Below are 18,352 nucleotides of genomic sequence, written 5' to 3'. Positions count from 1 at the left end.
GCAACGATGAGCAATGCGTGTGAAGTCGCCATGAAGCAGGCCGCCGGGGCTCCGCTCGGCGTGTTCGAGCGCTACCTGACCCTGTGGGTTTTCCTCTGCATCGTGGTGGGCACAGTGCTGGGCTTGCTCGTCCCCGCCGCCGCCCAAACCGTCGGCGCCCTGGAAGTGGCGAAGGTCAATATCCCGGTCGGCCTGCTGATCTGGGTGATGATCATTCCGATGCTGATGAAGATCGACTTCGGCGCTATCAGCGAAGTGCGCCAACAGAAGAACGGCATGTTCGTCACCCTGTTCGTCAACTGGGCGGTCAAGCCGTTTTCCATGGCGCTGATTGGCTGGTTCTTCATCAAGCAGGTGTTTGCGCCCTGGCTGCCCGCCGAGGAGCTGGATAGCTACATGGCCGGTTTGATCCTGCTCGGTGCCGCGCCCTGCACGGCGATGGTGTTTGTCTGGAGCAACCTGTGTAAGGGCAATGCCAACTTCACCCTGACCCAGGTGGCCCTCAATGACCTGGTGATGGTGTTCGCCTTCGCCCCCATCGTGGCGCTGCTGCTGGGCGTCTCCTCGATCCCAGTGCCCTGGGACACCCTGCTGCTTTCCGTGGTGATGTACATCGTCATCCCGCTGGCCATCGCCCAGTTCCTGCGAGCCCGCTTGATGAAGCGCGGCGAGGCCTACTTTCAGCAGGCCCTGGCGAAGATCTCGCCGTTCTCCATTCTGGCTCTGCTGGCGACCCTGATCTTGCTGTTCTCCTTCCAGGGCGAGTCCATAGTCGCGCAACCCCTGATCATCGCCATCATTGCGATTCCCCTGCTGGTGCAGACCCTGTTCATCGCCGCATTGGGTTACTGGCTCTGCCATACCCTCAAGGTACGTCACGACGTGGCCGGCCCGGCCACCATGATCGGAGCTTCGAACTTCTTCGAGCTGGCCGTAGCCGTGGCCATTGTCTTGTACGGATTCAACTCGGGCGCCGCCCTGGCAACAGTAGTCGGCGTGCTGATCGAGGTGCCCGTGATGCTCTGGCTGGTACGCATGGTCAACAGCACACGCAACTGGTACGAGAGCGGCCTCGACAATCGCTAAGGGGTCAGCATGCGCTTTATCGACAATGCACCACGCTTCCTGTTCTTCACCGGCAAGGGCGGGGTCGGAAAGACCTCCATTGCCTGCGCGACAGCCCTGGAACTGACCCGTCAGGGCAAGCGCGTGCTGCTGGTCAGTACCGATCCGGCCTCCAATGTGGGGCAGGTATTCGGTCTGGCGATCGGCAACCAGATCACCGCCGTGCCTGCGGTAGAAAACCTGGCGGCCCTGGAGATCGACCCACAGGGCGCCGCCCAGGCCTATCGGGATCGCATTGTCGGCCCGGCGAGAGGTGTCATGCCGGATGACGTGGTCAAGGGCATGGAGGAGCAGCTGTCGGGGGCCTGCACGACCGAGATTGCCGCCTTCGACGAGTTCACCTCGCTGCTGGTCGATGCCGATCTGAAGGCCCGCTTCGACCACATTATTTTCGATACGGCGCCGACTGGACACACGATTCGGCTGCTGCAACTGCCGGGTGCCTGGAGTGGATTCCTGGAGGCGGGGCAAGGTGATGCATCCTGCCTTGGCCCGCTGGCCGGTTTGGACAAACAGCGTGACCAGTACCGCGAGGCAGTAGAAGCACTTGCTGATCCTGCCAAGACCCGGCTGGTTCTGGTTGCCAGGGCGCAGGCAGCCACCCTGCGCGAGGCGGCCCGTACCCGTGAGGAACTGGCAGCCATCGGCTTGCAGGAGCAGTACCTGGTGATCAACGGCGTGCTGCCGGCGAGTGAGGCGCAGCGGGATGCCCTGGCCGCCGCCGTCTATAAGCGTGAACAGGCTGCAATCGCTGCCATGCCACCAGCGCTGCGCACACTGCCGCTCGATCTGCTGCCCTTGAAGGCCTTCAACCTGGTGGGGCTGGATGCCCTGCGACAGCTTTTGGTCGAGGACGAGGCCGGCCAACCGGCGCCGTCCAGTGCAGCGATGGAACTGGACGCGCCGCGACTCAAACACCTGATCGACGAGATCGCCGAGAGCGGTCATGGCCTGATCATGGTGATGGGTAAGGGGGGCGTGGGGAAAACGACCCTCGCCGCGGCAGTTGCCGTCGAATTGGCCCGCCGTGGCTTGCCCGTGCACCTGACTACCTCTGACCCTGCCGCGCACCTTGCCGAGACACTGGATGGCACGCTTGAGCATCTGACGCTAAGCCGAATCGATCCGCATGCAGAGACGCAGCGTTATCGCGATCACGTCATGCAAACCAAGGGCGCGGGCCTGGATGAGCAGGCTCGGGCGCTGCTGGCCGAGGATCTGCGTTCACCCTGCACCGAGGAGATCGCCGTATTCCAGGCCTTCTCGCGAATCATCCGTGAAGCCGGCAAAAAGTTCGTGGTAATGGACACAGCCCCGACGGGGCACACCTTGCTGCTGCTGGATGCCACTGGGGCTTATCACCGCGACATCGCCCGGCAGATGGCGGGCAGCAACATGCGTTTCTCCACCCCGATGATGCAGCTCCAGGACCCGAAACAGACCAAGGTGCTGCTGGTGACCCTGGCTGAAACCACGCCGGTGCTGGAGGCCGCGAGCCTGCAAGCTGATCTGCGGCGTGCCGGCATCGAGCCCTGGGCATGGGTGATCAACAACAGCATCGCCGCCGCAAAAACCGCATCACCTCTGCTGCGCAAGCGGGCAGCCAATGAGCTGAGGGAGATTGAGCGTGTGGCGCACGAGCACGCCCAGCGCTATGCGGTGATTGCGCTGATGCCCGAGGATCCGGTAGGGGTTGAGCGTTTGCTGGCACTCGGCAAGTAGTCCGCGGCAACGCCAAGGCCCGCATTAGCGGGCCTTTCTGCTTGAAGGCCATAGTGCATCGGGCCGAGCGGAATAGGCCGCGCAGTGTTCCAGCCCGTAATTGCTCCCAAAGCACTATTGCCGGCGGCTGGCGTGCGTAGGAGGCTAGCGGCTACGCAACACTGACAGGGGTATCCGCGTGCTGGCGCCCGGGCAACAGCTGCATCGCCAAGAGTTCGGCCCTGGGCTCGAGCTGCTCTGGCTGCACGCCCCGGATAGTCTGCAGGCGGCCCTGGCGCTGGAGTTGGACGGCGGCAGCCATGCCGAGCCGGCGGCCTATCCGGGCCTGGCGCATTTTCTCGAACACCTGGTATTTCGCGGCAGCCAGGGCTTCGCCGGCGACGACGGGCTGATGGGCTTCGTCCAGCGCCACGCCGGGCAGGTCAATGCCAGCACCCTGGGCACGCGTACCCTGTTCCACTTCCAGTTGCCCGAAGCGGCCTTGCCCGGCGCCTGTGCGCGCCTGGTCGACCAGTTGCTGCAGCCGCTGCTGGAACCCGCCGCGCAGCAGGCCGAGCGTGAGGTGCTGGAGGCCGAGTTCCGGCTGCGTGGCGCCGATCCCGAGACCCTGGTGGAGGCCGTCATTGCCCGGGCGCTCAATCCCGGCCATGCTGCGGCCGGCTTCCATGCCGGCCATCGTGCCAGCCTGCCGCTGGAGCAGCAGGCCTTCCAGCAGGCCCTGCGCGACTATCAACAGGCCATCTATGGCCGTGGCTTTATCCGCCTGGTGCTGGTCAGTCGCCAGCCGCCAGCCTCTGGCCTGCCGGCGCTGGAGCCGTTGCTGCAGCGCCTGGCGGCGGGGCGCCAGGCATTGCGCCAGCCAACCCCCGTGACGTTGCAGCTGGGCTGTACCCGCGAGCTGCACCTGAGCCTGCCCGACAGCGCGCCGCGTTATCAGCTGGTAGTGGGCCTGGAGCAGCAGGGGCGCGGCGTGCCGCTGTTGCTGGAGCTGCTGCAACTGGCCCTGGCGCACAACGCTCCCGGCAGCCTGCTCGGCGAGTTGCAGGCTACCGGGCTGTGCAGTGCAGTGCAGATGCGCCTGGTGCATGTGCAGGGCGAGCAGGCCCTGTTGCTGTTCGACTGCCATTTGTTGCCGGGCGGCGAGGCGCGCCGTGGGCAGATCCGCCAGTTGCTGGGCGACTGGCTGCTGCGTTTCGCCCCACGGCTGGTGGACGCGGCGGCGCTGCAGCGCTGGCGGGCGATCCGCCGCCAGCGCTGGCCGCTGCTGAGCCCGCTGGAGCAGGCCCGGCAGCTGCTGGAACAGCCCCTCGATGATCTCGACAGCGCGCGGCGCAGCCTGCAGGCGCTGGGCGAAGCCTGGCGCGCCCAGCGCTGCCTGGCGCTGTTGCTCGATGCGCGGCCGCTGCCACTGAGCGTGACCACGGGCTTCCCCCTGGCCCTGGCCGAGGAGCGCGCCCCGCTCTGCCCGCCGTTGCACCCTGTGTTTACCGATGCCCTGTGGCCGGCGGAGCTGTCCGCGCCGGCCGCGTTGCCGGCATCCGTCTGGACGGGCGCCAGCCAGCCACCCGGCTGGTCGGCGCCGCAGCTGGCCGGGCTGTGCCTGCTGTGGCCCGCTGCGGCGCCGGGTGCGAGCGGCCTGCGCCAGTTGCAGAAGCGCCTGCAGCCCTTGCAGCGCCAGGCCTGGCGGGCCGGGCTGCGCCTCGTATTGCAGCCGTGCGGCACGGCGCTGGGCCTGCGGCTGCTGGGGCCGGCCGGCGTTCTGCCGGTTGTGCTGGCCGAGTCCCTGGCGCTGCTGCGCCAGCCCTGGCCGACGGCAGCAAATTCCGGGTCAGAGCCGCTGGGCGGGATTGCCCTGCGCCAGTTGCTGCAGCGTTTGCCGGAGCATCTGCACGGTGCGGCGGCGGGCGAGGGTGGGGCGCTGCCGGATACGGCGGCGGGCCTGCTGCTCAGCCATGCGCCGAGTCTGGCCGGGCAGCTGGCGGCGGTTTGCGCCCAGGCCGGGCTGCACCTGGGCGCCGAGTCCGCGCGCCAGGCCGTCGTCGCGAGGGCGCCGCGCTGGCAGCAGGTGAGATTGCCGAGCAGTGAATGCGCGCTGCTGCTGTTCGTCCCGGAGCCGGCCGAAGCGCTCGGGCAGGCGGCCTGGCGTGTGCTCGGGCAATGCCTGCCGGCGGCCTTTCAGCAGCGCCTGCGCGATGAGCAGGCGCTGGGCTATGCCTTGTTCTGCGGCTACCGGCAGTTCGCCGGCCAGGCCGGGTTGCTGTTTGCCGTGCAGTCGGCAACCGCCTCGGCACCGGCCATCTGGCAGGCGTTGCAGGATTTTATCGCCCAGCAGGCGCAACGCCTGGCGACGTTTCCCGCGGCCGACTGGCAGGCGCTGCTCGCGCTGACCCTGGAACAGCTGCAGAGTCCCGGCGCCAATCTGGACGAGGTGCTGGAGGCCAGCTGCCAGGCCTGGCTGGCCGGGCAACTGGAGGCGCGCCTGGATCTTGCCGTGCAGCAGCTGAGCCCGGCCGAGCTGGGTGCGCGGCTGGCGGCGCTGCTCGCCACTCAGCCCTGGCTGGTGCTGAGCAACGTGGCGCAACCCGGCGTCTGAGTCAGGTTTGCCAGGCCATCCCCGAAGTCTGCTTGGGCTTTCTGTGGGAGCGGCTTTAGCCGCGATGCGCTTGAGGTGCCCGCCATCGCGGCTAAAGCCGCTCCCACAAAAGCGCGCTGGCCTGTGCTGCGCATGCCCCAAATAAAGCCGGGTGCTTTTTGCGGCCTGTCTTTCCCTTGCACATTCCCCTTCGCCATTGCGGCATGGCCTGTGCCTGCGCGCATCTCCTGCGCAAGTAGCGGGTGCCTCTCCTGTGGCTTACGACCTTCTGCTGCCTGCGGACTAGGGCTTTCGCCCTGCGCCTGCGCACGACCTGCGGCGCGGGTGCAAAGCAGCGGCGATTCACGCCCAAGGCAGCGTATGGCGCGCCGGGGCCGCTCCGAATAATCCCTCCGACGCGGCTGACCGCTCAGTCGTCCCACTCCCCGGAGAGCGCCATGCACAACAAAAAGATCGCCAACCTCAAGCTCCTGCCCCTTGCCATCGCCAGCGTGCTGGCCTGCGGTATGGCCCAGCAAGCCACTGCCGAGATCATGCTGTACGACAAGGATGACACCACCTTCGCCACCGACGGCTACATCAACGCCTTCTACGTCAACAGCGACGTGGACCGCGAGGACGATGTGTTCGACCGTCGCCAGTCGCGGGTGAAGATGGGCTTCTTGCCGAACTGGATCGGCTTCAACTTCGGCAAGCAGGTCGACGACCTCAAGCTGGGCGGCCGCTCGTCCTTCTGGGTGACCATCAACGACGGCGAGCAGAACGGCACCGACACCGCCATCGACGTGCGTCAGTTCTACGGCACCGTGGCCAACCCGGAGTGGGGTGAAGTGCTGATCGGCAAGGACTTCGGCCTGTTCTCCCGTTCCAACATCTTCCTCGACGAACTGCTGGCCGGCTTCGGCAACGTCAGCGACACCCTCGGCCTGGTCGATGGCGGCGGCGTGTCCTTCGGCAACATCGGCACCGGCTACCCGTACCCGTTCCCCACCTCGCAGATCACCTACCGCAATAACGGTCTGGCCGAAGGCCTGCGCGTGGCGGTGGGCATCATGGACCCGATCGACTCCAACCAGATCGACCAGGACACCAGCAACGGCCTGGACGACAAGGCCTACCAGGAAAACCCGCGCTTCGAGTCGGAAGTCAGTTACCAGTTCGACCTCGGCGGGGCGCAGATCTACTCCTGGATCAACGGCGGCTACCAGACCTCCGACAACACCAACGACGAGGTCGACAGCGTCACCTCCCAGGGCGTGGGTTACGGCGTGCAGGCCAAGATCGGCGGCCTGTCGCTGACCGGCTCCGGCTTCCAGGCCGAAGGCATCAACCCGTTCTTCACCAACAACGCCGGTGAAGCCACCCTGCGCGAGATCGACAGCGACGGCTACCTGCTGCAGGGCTCCTACACCAGCGGCAAGAACCGTTTCGCCCTGTCCTACGGCAAGACCGAGGACGACGGCAACGGCCTGGGCACCGCCGCCGACTACGAGACCCGCGGCATCGCCTACTTCCGCACCATCAACGACAACCTCAAGCTGGTCGCCGAGTACAACCAGTACGAGATCGACGCCGAAGAAGGTTCCGGCCTGGGCGAAGACACCGACACCTTTGCCGTGGGTGCGGTGCTGAGCTGGTAAGCCGGTAACCAGCGAACAGGGCGGGTCATGCGCAAGCAGGCCCGCCTTTTTTCTGCCCGCTGCCAAGCGGGCTGACAGCAAGGAGCAACAACCGTGATCGGACTCTGGAACGCTTACAGCCAGGACTTCCTGCTTTGGCTGTGCATCGCCACCACCCTGGTCTTCGCCCTGCCGATCTTCTGCGTGCCGCTGCTGTGGGCGCGGCTGATGGGCTGGAGGATTCCGGGGGAAACTCACCTGGCCATCTACTTCGGGCGCTGCCTCGGCGCCTTCATTCTGATCGTGGAAGCGCTGATGCTGCGTGCGGCGCTGACGGGAGAAGCCATGAACGTCGTCTTCGAAATGCTCGCGGCGGTTGCCGTGCTGATGATCGCCGTGCACCTCTACGGCGCCATCCGGCGTATCCAGCCGCTCAGTGAAACCCTGGAAATCGGCTTCTACAGCGGCATGCTGGCCCTGGTGCTGCTGTGCTGGCCGGTGGTGACGCATATCTGATCGGCCCGCTGCGCTTGTGTGGGAGCGGCTTTAGCCGCGATGGCGGTCGGCTGAAAAGCTTCGCGGCTAAAGCCGCTACCACGCACAAGCACCTGTGCTCGAAGTGATCAGGCCGGCGCCGCTACTTTCGGACTAGTCCCTTCGCTACCCAAGTAGCATGGGGCTGGGCCGGGCAGCTTCCTAGAATGACCCCATAGCGACTATGTGTATGGGGTTGGCCTGATGCGGCATGAGCAAACCGAGGGCGTGGTCACCGCCGTGTCGCACGCCCGCGAGGCGGAGCAGGTGGCGCAGGAACTGGCGTGCCAGCTGCTGCACCCGCACCTGGGCTTCGTGCTGTTCTTCTGTTCCGCCGAGTACGACCTGGAGGCCCTCGGCCCGGCCCTGCAGGCCTATTTCGGCGGCCTGCGCATGGTCGGCTGCACCACCGCCGGCGAGATCACCAGCGAGGGTTACAGCCAGGGCTGCGTCAGCGCCATCGGCTTCGACCACCGCAGCTTCTCCATCGCCAGCGCGCTGATCGACGAGATGGACCGCTTCAACCTGATCGATGCCCAGCAGCTGGTCGAGCGCCTGGTGCGCGACTGCCGCGGCAACGCCCTGGCACCGATCACCGACCACAGCTTCGCCCTGACCCTGCTCGACGGCCTGTCCAGCCGCGAGGAAGTGGTACTCGCCGCCCTCAGCGCGGCGCTCGGCAGCATCCCGCACTTCGGCGGCTCGGCCGGCGACGACAACCACCTGACCCGCACCCACGTCTACTACGACGGCCAGTTCCACAGCGGTGCGGCGGTAGTGGTGCTGGTCAACACCTGGCTGGATTTCGAGGTGTTCACCAGCCACCACATCGAGCCGCGGGCGGAAAAACTGGTGGTCACCCGCGCCGACTCCGAGTCGCGCCGGGTGCTGGAGCTCAACGCCGCGCCGGCCGCCGATGAGTACGCGCGGCTGATCGGCGTGCCGCTGGCCGAGCTGGACATGCGCACCTTCGCCGCCCACCCACTGGCCGTGCGGATCAAGGAGCAGTACTACATCCGCTCGATCCAGCAGGTGAACGCCGACGGCAGCCTGACCTTCTACTGCGCGGTGGAGAACGGCATCGTCCTCACCGCGATGACGCCGGGGCCGCTGCTGCCCAACCTGCAGCGACAGTTCCAGCGCCTGCGCGGGCGTCTCGGCGCGCCGCTGCTGACCATCGGCTGCGACTGCGTGCTACGCCGCCTGGAACTCTCCGGCGGCAGCCAGATGCCGGCAGTTTCCGAATTCCTGCGCGAACAGCGGGTGATCGGTTTCAACACCTACGGGGAACAGTTCAATGGCATGCACATCAACCAGACCTTCACCGGGGTCGCCATCGGACGCCCCGACCATAGCCAGGACTGAGCTGGAAGCCCGGGTTGCCGAGCTGGAGGCAGAGAACGCGCGCCTGCGCACGATCAACGCGGCGCTGATCGAGCGGGTCGAGTCCGGCCACTCGCTGCGCTCCGACGGCTATGCCGCCTTCCAGCACTCGGTGGTGCTGGCCGAGCAGGTGCGCGAACGCACCGATGCGCTGAACCAGGCGCTCACCGAACTGACCTCCAGCAACCGCCTGCTCAGCGATGCGCGGCTGCGCGCGGAAACCGCCCACCAGCACCTGATCGATGCCATCGAGAGCATCTCCGACGCCTTCGTGCTGTTCGACAAGGACCAGCGCATCGTCCTGTTCAACAGCCGCTTCAAGGAGTTCTGGTCGCGCACGCGGGCGCGCATCGGCGCCGGCATGCGCCTGGCGGAAATCAAGCGCCTGGCGGGCAGCACCGGGCTGATAGTCGAAGAGCAGCGCGGCCGCGGCGACGGCCACACCCTGTACCGCCTGATGAACGGGCGCTGGGTGCAGGTCAGCGAACGGCCGACCCGCGAGGGCGGGCTGGTGATCCTCTACACCGACATCACCGAACTCAAGCAGAGCGAGACCCAGCGCCGCGAACAGGCCCTGGCGCAGAAGTCGCGCCTGCTGCAGCGCGCCGTCGACAACCTGTCCCAGGGCGTGGCCATGGTCAACGCCGAGGGCATCCTGGAACTGTGGAACCACCGCTTCCTGGAACTCTGCGGCCTGGCGCCGATCGAGGCGCACCGGCCGTTCGCCGAGATCATGGGCGAGAGCGAGCTGCCGCTGCTCACCCCGGACAGCCGCGATGCCGCCGGCGCGCCGCTGCACGAATGCGAGCAGCGCCTGTTCGACGGGCGCATGCTCGAAGTGCGCACCCATCCGCTGCCCACCGGCGGCTTCGTCAACACCTTCACCGACATCACCGAGCGCTTCCGCCAGGCCCAGGCGCTGAGCGAGAGCGAGCGCTGGATCCGCCTGATCACCGACCATGTGCCGGCGTTGATCGCCTACCTGAATGCCGACCTGGTCTACGAGTTCACCAACAAGGTCTACGAGGAGTGGTACCACTGGCCGCACGCCGGCATGCTTGGCCAGAGCCTGCGCGACATCCACAGCGAGGAGCACTGGCGGCAGCTGGCGCCCTACGTCGAGCGCGCGCTGTCCGGCGAGAGCGTGACCTTCGAGATGGCCGAGACCAACTTCGCCGGCCAGCAGCGCTACATGCTGCGCTCCTACGTGCCCAACCGCCTGGCCAGCGGCGAGGTGGTCGGCATCTTCGTGCTGATCCGCGACATCACCGAGCGCCGGCGCACCGCCGAGGCGCTGCACCAGGCCTACCAGAACCTCGAACTGCGGGTGCGCGAGCGCACCGCCGAGCTGACCAGCCTCAATCGTCAGCTGGTCGGCGAGATCGACGAGCGCAGCCGGGTCGAGTCGCGCCTGCGCGAGGCCAAGCAGGAGGCCGAGCAGGCCAACCTGTCGAAGACCAAGTTCCTCGCCGCGGTCAGCCACGATCTGCTGCAACCGCTGAACGCCGCACGGCTGTTCACCAGCGCGCTGCTCGAACAGCGCCACGCCGAGGCCAGCCACGGCCTGATCCGCAACGTCAGCAACTCGCTGCAGGACGTGGAGAACCTGCTCGGCACCCTGGTCGACATCTCCAAGCTGGACGCCGGGGTGATCAAGCCGGACATCAGCAGCTTCGCCGTCGGCGACCTGCTGGAAAACCTCGCCGCCGAGTTCCGCCAGCTGGCCGCCAGCGAAGGCCTGACCCTGCAGTTCGTGCCCAGCTCGGCCTGCGTGCGTAGCGACATCCAGCTGCTCGCGCGGATCCTGCGCAACCTGCTGACCAACGCCATCCGCTACACGGCCAAAGGAAGCATCCTGCTTGGCTGCCGGCGGCGCGGGCAGAGCCTGTCGATCGAGGTGTGGGACACCGGCGTGGGCATTGCCGAGGACAAGCTGCAGGAGGTCTTCCAGGAATTCAAGCGCGGCGAGGGCCAGCGCCATCAGGACCGCGGCCTCGGCCTGGGCCTGGCGATCGTCGACAAGATCGTGCGCATGCTCGGCCACCGCGTAAGGGTCAGCTCGCGCCTGGGGCATGGCTCGCTGTTCGCCATCGAAGTGCCGCTGACCCGCCGGGTCAGCGTGCTGCAGCAGAAGCCGGAAGCCCTGCCGATGGCCGTCGAATGCCTGCGCGGGGCGCGCATCTGGGTGCTGGATAACGACGCGGCGATCTGCGCCGGCATGCGCACCCTGCTCGAAGGCTGGGGTTGCCGGGTGGTTACCGCCCTATCGGAAGACGACCTGGCGCGCCAGGTCGACAACTACCATGCCGGCGCCGACATCCTGATCGCCGACTACCACCTCGACGACGGTCGCGACGGCGTGCAGGCCATCACCGAAATCAACGCCCGCCGCGGCGAACCGCTGCCGGCGCTGATGCTCACCGCCAACTACAGCAACGAACTCAAGCAGACCCTGCGCGAGCTGGGGCATACCCTGCTGCACAAGCCGGTGAAGCCGATGAAGCTGAAGACCAGCCTGAGTCACCTGCTGTTGCAGCGGCGCTAGGGTGGCGGAGTCGGAACCAGGTGCTGCACCGTAGGAGCGGCTTTAGCCGCGAAGCTTTTAAGCTGAATCCCATTGCGGATAAATCCGCTCCTACAAGAACCGCGTGCAGAGTAGGCGACACCAATGCTTGCGGTACGCCTAGGCTCAGGCCTTGGCCTTGACCAGCAGAATCAGGGCAATCCCGCCGAGTACCGCCACCGCCGCCACCATCAAGCGCACGCTGAGCTGTTCCCCCAGCAGCAGGCTGCCGGCGACGGCGGCGATGATCGGTACGCTGAGCTGCACGCTGGCGGCCTGCAGGGCGCGCAGGTGGGGCAGGGCGGCGTACCAGATGGCGTAGCCGATGCCCGAGGCGAGGGCGCCGGAGAGCACTGCATAGAGTGCGCCGAGGTTGTCCCACTGCAGCTGCTCCCGGTACAGCAGCGCCAGCGGCAGCAGCGCCGGCAGGCTGCGCAGGAAGTTGCCGGCGGTGGCGGCCAGCGGGTCACTGTTGCCGCGGCCGAGCAGCGAGTAGAGGGCCCAGGAGATACCGGCCAGCAGCATCAGCAGGGCTGCGTGCAGTGGCGGGGCGCTGGCGCCGGGCAGCAGCAACAGCAGCAGGCCGCCGACGGCGCTGGCCAGGCCGAGGCCCTGCAGCGGCCGCAGGCGTTCGCCGCGCAGCCAGCCGTAGCTGAGCATGCTGGCCTGCACCGCGCCGAACAGCAGCAGTGCGCCGCTGCCGGCATCCAGATCGAGGTAGGCGAAGGAGAAACCGGCGGCGTAGCCGAACAGCGCCAGCGCCGAGCGCCAGTCACCCTGCAGGCGGCCCTGGCCGCGCAGCAGCACCAGCAGGCACAGCACCAGCGCACCGGAGCCCAGGCGCAAGGCGGTGAAGCTGCTGGCATCGATACTGCTGTCGCGCAGGGCGGCGCGGCACAGCAGCGAGTTGCCGGCGAAAGCCAGCATGGCCAGCGCCGTGAGCAGGGCGACGCGCCGCATCAGCGGCGCAGGTAGGCGGCGAAGTCGATGTCACCGGCGCTGAGGATGGCCTGCACCCGGTTGTGCACGTTGAGCTTGCGCAGGATTGCCGAGACATGGGCCTTGACCGTGGTTTCGGCGATGTCGAGGTTGTAGGCGATCTGCTTGTTCGACTCGCCCTTGGTCATCCGTTCCAGTACCAGCAGCTGCTTGCGGGTCAGTGCCTGCAGCAGTTCCGGCGGGATGCTCGGCTCGCTGTGGGCGCGGCGGGTGCTGCTCTTCTGCGTGCGGATGATGTCCGAGGGCAGGTAGACGTTGCCGTTGAGAATCTGCTCGATGGCCTCGGTCATCTGCGCGCGCGGCGAGGACTTGGTGATGAAGCCGACCGCGCCGTAGGTGATGGCCTGCAGCACGATCTGCTTGTCCTGCTCGGCCGAGACGATCACCACCGGGATGGTCGGCGCCTCGTTGCGCAGGTTGATCAGCCCGCCGAGGCCGTGCATGCCGGGCATGTTCAGGTCGAGCAGGATCAGGTCGAGGTCGTCGTGCACCTGGGTCAATTCCAGGGCGCTGTCGAGGTCGGCGGTTTCCATGATCTCGCTATCCGGGAAGCCATCGCGAATGACGTTGTGGATGGCTTCGCGGAACAGCGGGTGGTCATCCGCAATCAGGATCTTGTACATGGCCTTTAGCCCTCTTTTTATATGGTGAGGCAGTCACGCAAGGTGCAGTCGGCAGAACGCTGGCAGCGCGTTCAGGGCAGTGGCGCGGGCTCGGCGGGTTGCAGCGGCAAGCCGGCCTGTTGCCAGGCATCGATACCGTCACGGTACCAGTAGAGCGGTGCATAGCCCAGCGCGCGGGCGCGTTTGATCGCGTTCCACGACAGCCAGCAGTCGGATTTGCAGTAGAACACCAGGGCGCGGCCCGGGTGCTGCCGGTCGAGGCGCGCCAGGTGCTGCTCGAAGTAGTCCTGCCACAGCGGCGCCAGCTCGCCGTCGCCGGTGTTGGCCAGCCACAGGCTGCCGGGCAGGTTGGCGTGCGGCGGCTGGTCGGCGATGAAACGCTGGTTCAGCCACTGCTGGCGGAACACGTCGATCAGCGCAGTCTGCGGCTGCTCGCGCAGCAGGCGCTGCAGGGCGGCGGTGTCCAGGGTGGTGGCGCCCTCGGCGTGTGCGGGCGTGGGGCTGCGGTACTGCGTCTGGCGGTAGCCGTCGGCAGTGAACAGCGCCGGTTCGGCCGCCGCGGCGAGGCCGGGCAGCAGGCAGAGGACAAGCACCAGGTGGTGCATGGAGCGGGTGATCGACTTCCGCATGGCTGGCTCCCGGGTCGATTTTATTAAGCCATTAGAGCCATACGGGCCGGTGCCTGGGAATGCTACGTTGGACAGGAAAACCGCTACCAAAGTACTGGTTTGCAGTTGGGCGGGCTCTGCCACGGCAGGTTTTTCCTGTGGGAGCGGCTTCGGCCGCGATGCTTTGCCAGAGTCCGCCATCGCGGTTAAAACCGCTCCCACAACGAGGTTGGCCTGACGCAGCGCTATCTGCTTGACCTGCGTCGTAGGTTGGGTTGAGGAGCCTGCGACGAAGCCCAACTCATCCCGCCACACCGAATCGTTGGGCTTCGCTGCGCTCAACACCAACCTACGGTGCCTGGGGTATCTGTGGGAGCGAATTTATTCGCGATGCTCCTCAGGCGCTCCGCAAGCTCCATCGCGGCGAAATCCGCTCCCACCAGGCATGCGTAGTATCAGGCACCTGGGCTGCGGCGCAGGGCGGCGTGCTGGGGGTTGAAGGTGAGCACCGCGAGCAGCGCGCAGAGCAGGGTCAGGCCCAGGCAGATGGCCGCCGCCAGCAGGTTGAAGCGCTCGTAGAGGGCATAGCGCACCAGCTCCACGGCGTGGCTGAACGGATTGACCGCACACAGCCAGTACAGCCACTCGCTGGCCTCGCGCATCTTCCACAGTGGGTAGAGCGCCGAGGAGAGGAAGAACAGCGGGAAGATGACGAAATTCATCACCCCGGCGAAGTTCTCCAGCTGGCGGATGCCGTTGGACAGCAGCAGGCCCAGGGCGCTGAGCAGCAGCGCCGCCAGCAGCAGCGCCGGCAGCGCGGCGAGCAGGCCCAGGGCCGGCGGCTGCACGCCGTACAGCCAGGCGATGGCGAGGAAGGCGTAGACCTGCAGCAGCGACACCAGCGCGGTGGCCAGCAGCTTGGCCGCCAGCAGGAAGGCGCGCGGCAGCGGGCTGGTCAGCAGCACGCGCATGCTGCCCATCTCGCGGTCGTAGACCATCGACAGCGAGCCCTGCATGCCGTTGAACAGCAAAATCATGCAGGCCAGGCCGGGGACTATGTAGGTCTCGTAGGTGACGTAGGTGTCGTACGGCTCGATGATCGAGATGCCCAGCGCGGCGCGAAAGCCGGCGGCGAACACCAGGAGCCACAGCAGCGGGCGCACCAGGGCGCTGAGAAAGCGCGAGCGTTGCTGGATGAAACGCAGCCATTCGCGCAGCACCACGCCGCGCAGGCAGGCCCAGTAGACGGTGATCATGGGCGGGGCTCCGGAATGGCAGAGGTGGAGAGGGGGCGATGCGCTGCGGGGGCCTGCTTGGTGCGCGCGGCGGCATTCATCACGCCACCTCGGCCGCGGTCAGGCGGCTGAAGGTCGTCGCCAGGCTGCCCTGGCCATGTTCGGCGCTGAGCTTGTCGGCGCGGCCCTGGGCGATCAGCTGGCCGCGGTTGAGGATCAGCAACTCGTCGCTGCCTTGCACCTCGTCCAGCAGGTGGGTGGTCCACAGCACCGCCAGGCCCTCGTCGCGGCACAGCTGGCGCACGTGCTGGTTGAGCGCCAGGCGGCTGGCCGGGTCGAGACCGACGCTGGCCTCGTCGAGCAGCAGCAGGCGCGGCCGATGGAGCAGGGCGCGGGCGATTTCCACCCGCCGCCGATGGCCGCCGTTGAGCAGGCGCACCTTGTCGTCGCGGCGCTCGCCGAGCTGCTGGCGCTCCAGTTCGGCGGCGATGCGCTGGCTGGCCAGCTTGCGCGGCATGCCGTGCAGGGCGGCGTGGTAGTGCAGGTTCTGCTGCACGCTCAGATCCAGGTCCAGGGTGCTCTGCTGGAACACCACGCCGAGCTGGGCCAGGGCCTGGCGCGGCTGCTGGCGCAGGTCGTGGCCGCCGACGCGGACCTGGCCCTGCTGCAGACGGTAGAGGCAGGTGAGCAGGGCAATCAGGGTCGACTTGCCGGCGCCGTTGGGGCCGAGCAGGGCGCTGAACTGCCCGGCCGGGCAGGCGAAGCTCACCTCGCCCAGGGCCCGGCGCTGGCCATAGGCGAAGCCCAGGCCTTCCACCTCCAAGCTATTCACGGGGTCACCACCACGCCCCAGGGGTAGCGGCCGACCTTGATCGACTTGACCACCTTGAGGCTGTCCACGTCGATCACCGAGACGTCGCTGCTGATGCCGTTGGTGGTCAGCAGCTGCTTATGGTCCGGGGTGAATTCCAGGTGCCAGACGCGCTTGCCGACCAGCAGGTAGTCGAGCACCTCGTAGCTTTGGGCGTCGACCACCGCCACATGGTTGGCCGGGCCGAGGGCGACGAAGGCGTACTTGCCGTCCGGGCTGAGCTTGACCCCGACCGGCTGCACCTTGTCCGGGTGCACGCCCTTGATCTTGAACGTCAGCACCTTGAGCGGCTGGCGGCTGGCGACGTCGATCACCGTCACTGTGCCGCCGATCTCGGCCGAGGCCCACAGGCGCTTGCCGTCGTCGCTGAACTCGACGTGGCGCGGGCGCTGGTCGACCAGGGTGTTGTCGACCAGCTGCTGGGTGGCGGTGTCGATCCAGTGCAGCATGTTGGTGGTTTCGCTGGTGTTGACCGCCCACTTGCCGTCCGGGCTGACGGCCATGCCTTCGGGCTCGACGCCGACGTCGATCTGGCCGAGCACCTGGCTGTTCTGGGTGTCGACCACGGTGACCAGGGCATCGTCCTCGTTGGAGATGTACAGCCACTTGTCGTTGGGGTGCAGGGCGAACTGCTCGGGGTCGGCGCCGGAGGGCAGGTTCTTGATGATCTGCCGGGTCGCCAGGTCCATCACCTGCACGGTGTCCGAGTCGCTGGCGCAGATGTACAGCAGGCTGCGGTCGTGGGACAGGGCCAGGCCGCGCGGGCGCTGGCCGACCGGCAGGGTGGCGGTGACGCTCATGCTGTCCAGGTCGATCACGCTGATGCTGTCGTCCTTCTCGTTGGACACGTAGGCGGTGGCGGCCTGCACCGGGCTGGCGAGCAGCAGCGGCGCGGTGAACAGGCTGGCGAGCAGGGTGCGGTGCATGGCGGTGGTCCTTTCTTGTAATGGTTGTGGATGGGTGCGCGCGGCGCACTCTAGGGCGAGGTTCGCGTAACAGCAGCGGGCTCGGCACTGGCGGCGTCCTGCCTGGCCAGCAGCTGCGCGGCCTGACGGTCGTGCCATCGGCTGGCGCATTCGCTCAGGCGTTCGCGGGTGTTCTCGCCGCGCTCGGCGGCCAGCCGGGCGTACAGGCAGGGCGCGCGCTGGCTGCCGAGCAGCAGGGCGCTGCGCAGCGCCGGATCGTTCGGCGGCACGCTGAACGCCACGCCGCCGCCGAGCACGGCCGGCAGCACGGCGGCCAGCAGCAGTTTCACCGTGCGGCTCCGGCCAGGCGGCAGCGGCTTTCCGCTTCGTCGTAGCCGAGGCTGTCCATTTCGTTGTGCGGGTGCAGGAAGCCTTCCTGCGGCGAGCTGCTGATCAGCGCGCGCGGTTGCACCAGTTCGATCGGTTGGCGCAGCTGGCCGTCCCACGGCCGGTAGCTGAGCTTGCGGCCCTTGAAGCCGTCCAGCGGCAGCTCGCCGCTCAGGGCCAGCTGGCGCAGGGCGGCCGGGTCGGCATGGCGCAGCTTGCTGACGCCGGCGGCGATGCTGCGCACGCCCATCCAGGCGGCGAAGTCGCGGCTGTTCATCCAGCGCCCGGCCAGGGCCTCGAAGCGTTTCTGCAGCTGGGCGGCGCCGAAGGTTTCCACGGTCTTGTGCCAGCCCACCGGGGTCAGGCCCTGGGTGCCGGCCACCGGGCGCGGGTACCAGGTGTTGTAGGGCAGGTATTCGCCGAAGTCGCCGCGCTCGTCGGCCACCAGCACCACGTCGTACTCGGCGGTCTGGGTGAACAGCGGCATCTCGGCGCTGGCACTGCGGCGCTGGTCGTTGTCGAAGGTCCAGGGCTTCTCGGCGACGATCTTCGCGCCGAAGCGCTTGGCCGCGCGGCGCAGGGCGGCGGCGTAGGCCTGATCGTCGTCGGTCTGGCCGACGATCAGCAGCCAGCGGCTCCAGCGCCGTACGGCGAGGAACTGGGCCAGGGCGTCGGCGAGCATGGCGCGGCTGGGCAGGCTGTGCAGCACGTTGCTCGGGCAGTTGTCGGTGCGCAGCTCGTCGTCGGCGCTGCCGGCGTTGAACAGCAGGCTGTCCGGCAGCGCCTGGCTGATGGCGCGCAGGCTGGCGGCCGGGGCGTTGACCACGAACAGGCGGATGCCGGCGGCGTGCTGCTGCCTGGCGGCGCTCAGCAGCTCGTCGGCGCTGGGCGCCTGCACGGCCTGCAGGCTGAACTGCTGCTTGAGGAAGCGCCCGGTGCTGTTGCTGTCGGCGATCGCCAGCTCGGCGCCGCGCAGGCCGGCATCCAGCGGCTCGGGGATCACGTTGGACAGCAGCGGCCCGCGCGGCGGCTGGTACTCCAGGTAGCCGATGCGCACCTGCAGTTGGCTTTCGGCGGCCTGCAGGTCGGTGGCCACCAGGCTGGCGCAGGCCAGGGCGAGCAGGTAGAGCAGCGAGTAGGCGGCATAGAACGGCATGGCGGAACCTCCTGCTGGGGTTTGCGCCA

Annotated in this window: 15 protein-coding genes; 7 read left to right on the top strand and 8 right to left on the bottom strand. The window is 67.5% G+C overall.

Features of this window, described 5'->3' with window-relative positions; all coding sequences use genetic code 11:
• Nucleotides 1–6 precede the first annotated feature (6 nt).
• The 7 genes from arsB to nahK all read left to right on the top strand — a co-directional run bounded on the left by arsB (nucleotide 7) and on the right by nahK (nucleotide 11,521).
• Nucleotides 7–1,086, top strand: coding sequence for an ACR3 family arsenite efflux transporter (arsB, locus tag F3I16_RS20235; protein ID WP_178116698.1), 1,080 nt, complete (start codon nucleotides 7–9; stop codon nucleotides 1,084–1,086).
• Nucleotides 1,087–1,095: 9 nt separating this feature from the next.
• The gene (gene arsA / locus F3I16_RS20230; RefSeq protein ID WP_160495327.1) at nucleotides 1,096–2,847 is read left to right on the top strand and encodes an arsenical pump-driving ATPase; all 1,752 of its coding nucleotides are present in this window, start codon (nucleotides 1,096–1,098) and stop codon (nucleotides 2,845–2,847) included.
• A gap of 178 nt (nucleotides 2,848–3,025) precedes the next feature.
• Nucleotides 3,026–5,440 (top strand): pyrroloquinoline quinone biosynthesis protein PqqF, encoded by a 2,415-nt coding sequence (gene pqqF / locus F3I16_RS20225; RefSeq protein ID WP_160495326.1) that lies wholly within the window; start codon nucleotides 3,026–3,028, stop codon nucleotides 5,438–5,440.
• 437 nt (nucleotides 5,441–5,877) lie between these two features.
• On the top strand, nucleotides 5,878–7,080 hold the full coding sequence (locus F3I16_RS20220) for a porin (RefSeq protein WP_160495325.1): 1,203 nt from the start codon (nucleotides 5,878–5,880) through the stop codon (nucleotides 7,078–7,080).
• Nucleotides 7,081–7,173: 93 nt separating this feature from the next.
• Complete coding sequence (locus F3I16_RS20215) at nucleotides 7,174–7,575, top strand: hypothetical protein (protein WP_160495324.1); 402 nt, start codon at nucleotides 7,174–7,176, stop codon at nucleotides 7,573–7,575.
• 222 nt (nucleotides 7,576–7,797) lie between these two features.
• Nucleotides 7,798–8,958 carry a nitric oxide-sensing protein NosP gene (gene nosP / locus F3I16_RS20210; protein WP_160495323.1) on the top strand — a complete coding sequence of 387 codons (1,161 nt, stop codon included), beginning with the start codon at nucleotides 7,798–7,800 and terminating at the stop codon, nucleotides 8,956–8,958.
• Nucleotides 8,891–11,521 (top strand): hybrid sensor histidine kinase/response regulator NahK/ErcS', encoded by a 2,631-nt coding sequence (gene nahK, locus F3I16_RS20205; protein WP_160495322.1) that lies wholly within the window; start codon nucleotides 8,891–8,893, stop codon nucleotides 11,519–11,521. The genes nosP and nahK overlap by 68 nt, the downstream gene beginning before the upstream one ends.
• A gap of 144 nt (nucleotides 11,522–11,665) precedes the next feature.
• On the opposite strand, the gene F3I16_RS20200 is transcribed toward nahK, so the two are convergent.
• From F3I16_RS20200 to F3I16_RS20165, 8 genes are all read right to left on the bottom strand, one after another.
• The gene (locus F3I16_RS20200; protein WP_160495321.1) at nucleotides 11,666–12,499 is read right to left on the bottom strand and encodes a DMT family transporter; all 834 of its coding nucleotides are present in this window, start codon (nucleotides 12,497–12,499) and stop codon (nucleotides 11,666–11,668) included.
• Entirely contained in the window at nucleotides 12,499–13,161 is a 663-nt protein-coding gene (locus F3I16_RS20195; RefSeq protein WP_160490681.1) for a response regulator transcription factor, read from the bottom strand. Before F3I16_RS20195 ends, F3I16_RS20200 begins: the two co-directional genes overlap by 1 nt.
• A 71-nt stretch (nucleotides 13,162–13,232) precedes the next feature.
• Nucleotides 13,233–13,790, bottom strand: a complete 558-nt coding sequence (locus F3I16_RS20190; RefSeq protein WP_160495320.1) for a PQQ-dependent catabolism-associated CXXCW motif protein — start codon at nucleotides 13,788–13,790, stop codon at nucleotides 13,233–13,235.
• 434 nt (nucleotides 13,791–14,224) lie between these two features.
• Entirely contained in the window at nucleotides 14,225–15,022 is a 798-nt protein-coding gene (locus F3I16_RS20185) for an ABC transporter permease (RefSeq protein WP_160495348.1), read from the bottom strand.
• Nucleotides 15,023–15,104: 82 nt separating this feature from the next.
• On the bottom strand, nucleotides 15,105–15,836 hold the full coding sequence (locus F3I16_RS20180; protein WP_160495319.1) for an ABC transporter ATP-binding protein: 732 nt from the start codon (nucleotides 15,834–15,836) through the stop codon (nucleotides 15,105–15,107).
• On the bottom strand, nucleotides 15,833–16,801 hold the full coding sequence (locus F3I16_RS20175; protein WP_160495318.1) for a YVTN family beta-propeller repeat protein: 969 nt from the start codon (nucleotides 16,799–16,801) through the stop codon (nucleotides 15,833–15,835). The genes F3I16_RS20180 and F3I16_RS20175 overlap by 4 nt, the downstream gene beginning before the upstream one ends.
• Before the next feature lie 50 nt (nucleotides 16,802–16,851).
• Nucleotides 16,852–17,130, bottom strand: a complete 279-nt coding sequence (locus F3I16_RS20170) for a hypothetical protein (protein ID WP_160495317.1) — start codon at nucleotides 17,128–17,130, stop codon at nucleotides 16,852–16,854.
• Complete coding sequence (locus tag F3I16_RS20165) at nucleotides 17,127–18,323, bottom strand: ABC transporter substrate-binding protein (RefSeq protein ID WP_160495316.1); 1,197 nt, start codon at nucleotides 18,321–18,323, stop codon at nucleotides 17,127–17,129. The genes F3I16_RS20170 and F3I16_RS20165 overlap by 4 nt, the downstream gene beginning before the upstream one ends.
• Nucleotides 18,324–18,352: the final 29 nt, after the last annotated feature.

Origin of the sequence: Pseudomonas sp. L-22-4S-12 (assembly GCF_009799935.1) — a bacterium.
Lineage (GTDB): Bacteria > Pseudomonadota > Gammaproteobacteria > Pseudomonadales > Pseudomonadaceae > Aquipseudomonas.
Note: the sequence above shows the minus strand (reverse complement) of the source record. Positions and strands in the feature narration are given on the sequence as shown.

Coding starts and splice junctions, on each gene's coding strand:
- arsB (WP_178116698.1), top strand. CDS start 7: ATGAGCAATGCGTGTGAAGTCGCCATGAAGCAGGCCGCCGGGGCTCCG.
- arsA (WP_160495327.1), top strand. CDS start 1,096: ATGCGCTTTATCGACAATGCACCACGCTTCCTGTTCTTCACCGGCAAG.
- F3I16_RS20220 (WP_160495325.1), top strand. CDS start 5,878: ATGCACAACAAAAAGATCGCCAACCTCAAGCTCCTGCCCCTTGCCATC.
- nosP (WP_160495323.1), top strand. CDS start 7,798: ATGCGGCATGAGCAAACCGAGGGCGTGGTCACCGCCGTGTCGCACGCC.
- nahK (WP_160495322.1), top strand. CDS start 8,891: ATGGCATGCACATCAACCAGACCTTCACCGGGGTCGCCATCGGACGCC.
- F3I16_RS20200 (WP_160495321.1), bottom strand. CDS start 12,499: ATGCGGCGCGTCGCCCTGCTCACGGCGCTGGCCATGCTGGCTTTCGCC.
- F3I16_RS20195 (WP_160490681.1), bottom strand. CDS start 13,161: ATGTACAAGATCCTGATTGCGGATGACCACCCGCTGTTCCGCGAAGCC.
- F3I16_RS20190 (WP_160495320.1), bottom strand. CDS start 13,790: ATGCGGAAGTCGATCACCCGCTCCATGCACCACCTGGTGCTTGTCCTC.
- F3I16_RS20175 (WP_160495318.1), bottom strand. CDS start 16,801: ATGCACCGCACCCTGCTCGCCAGCCTGTTCACCGCGCCGCTGCTGCTC.
- F3I16_RS20165 (WP_160495316.1), bottom strand. CDS start 18,323: ATGCCGTTCTATGCCGCCTACTCGCTGCTCTACCTGCTCGCCCTGGCC.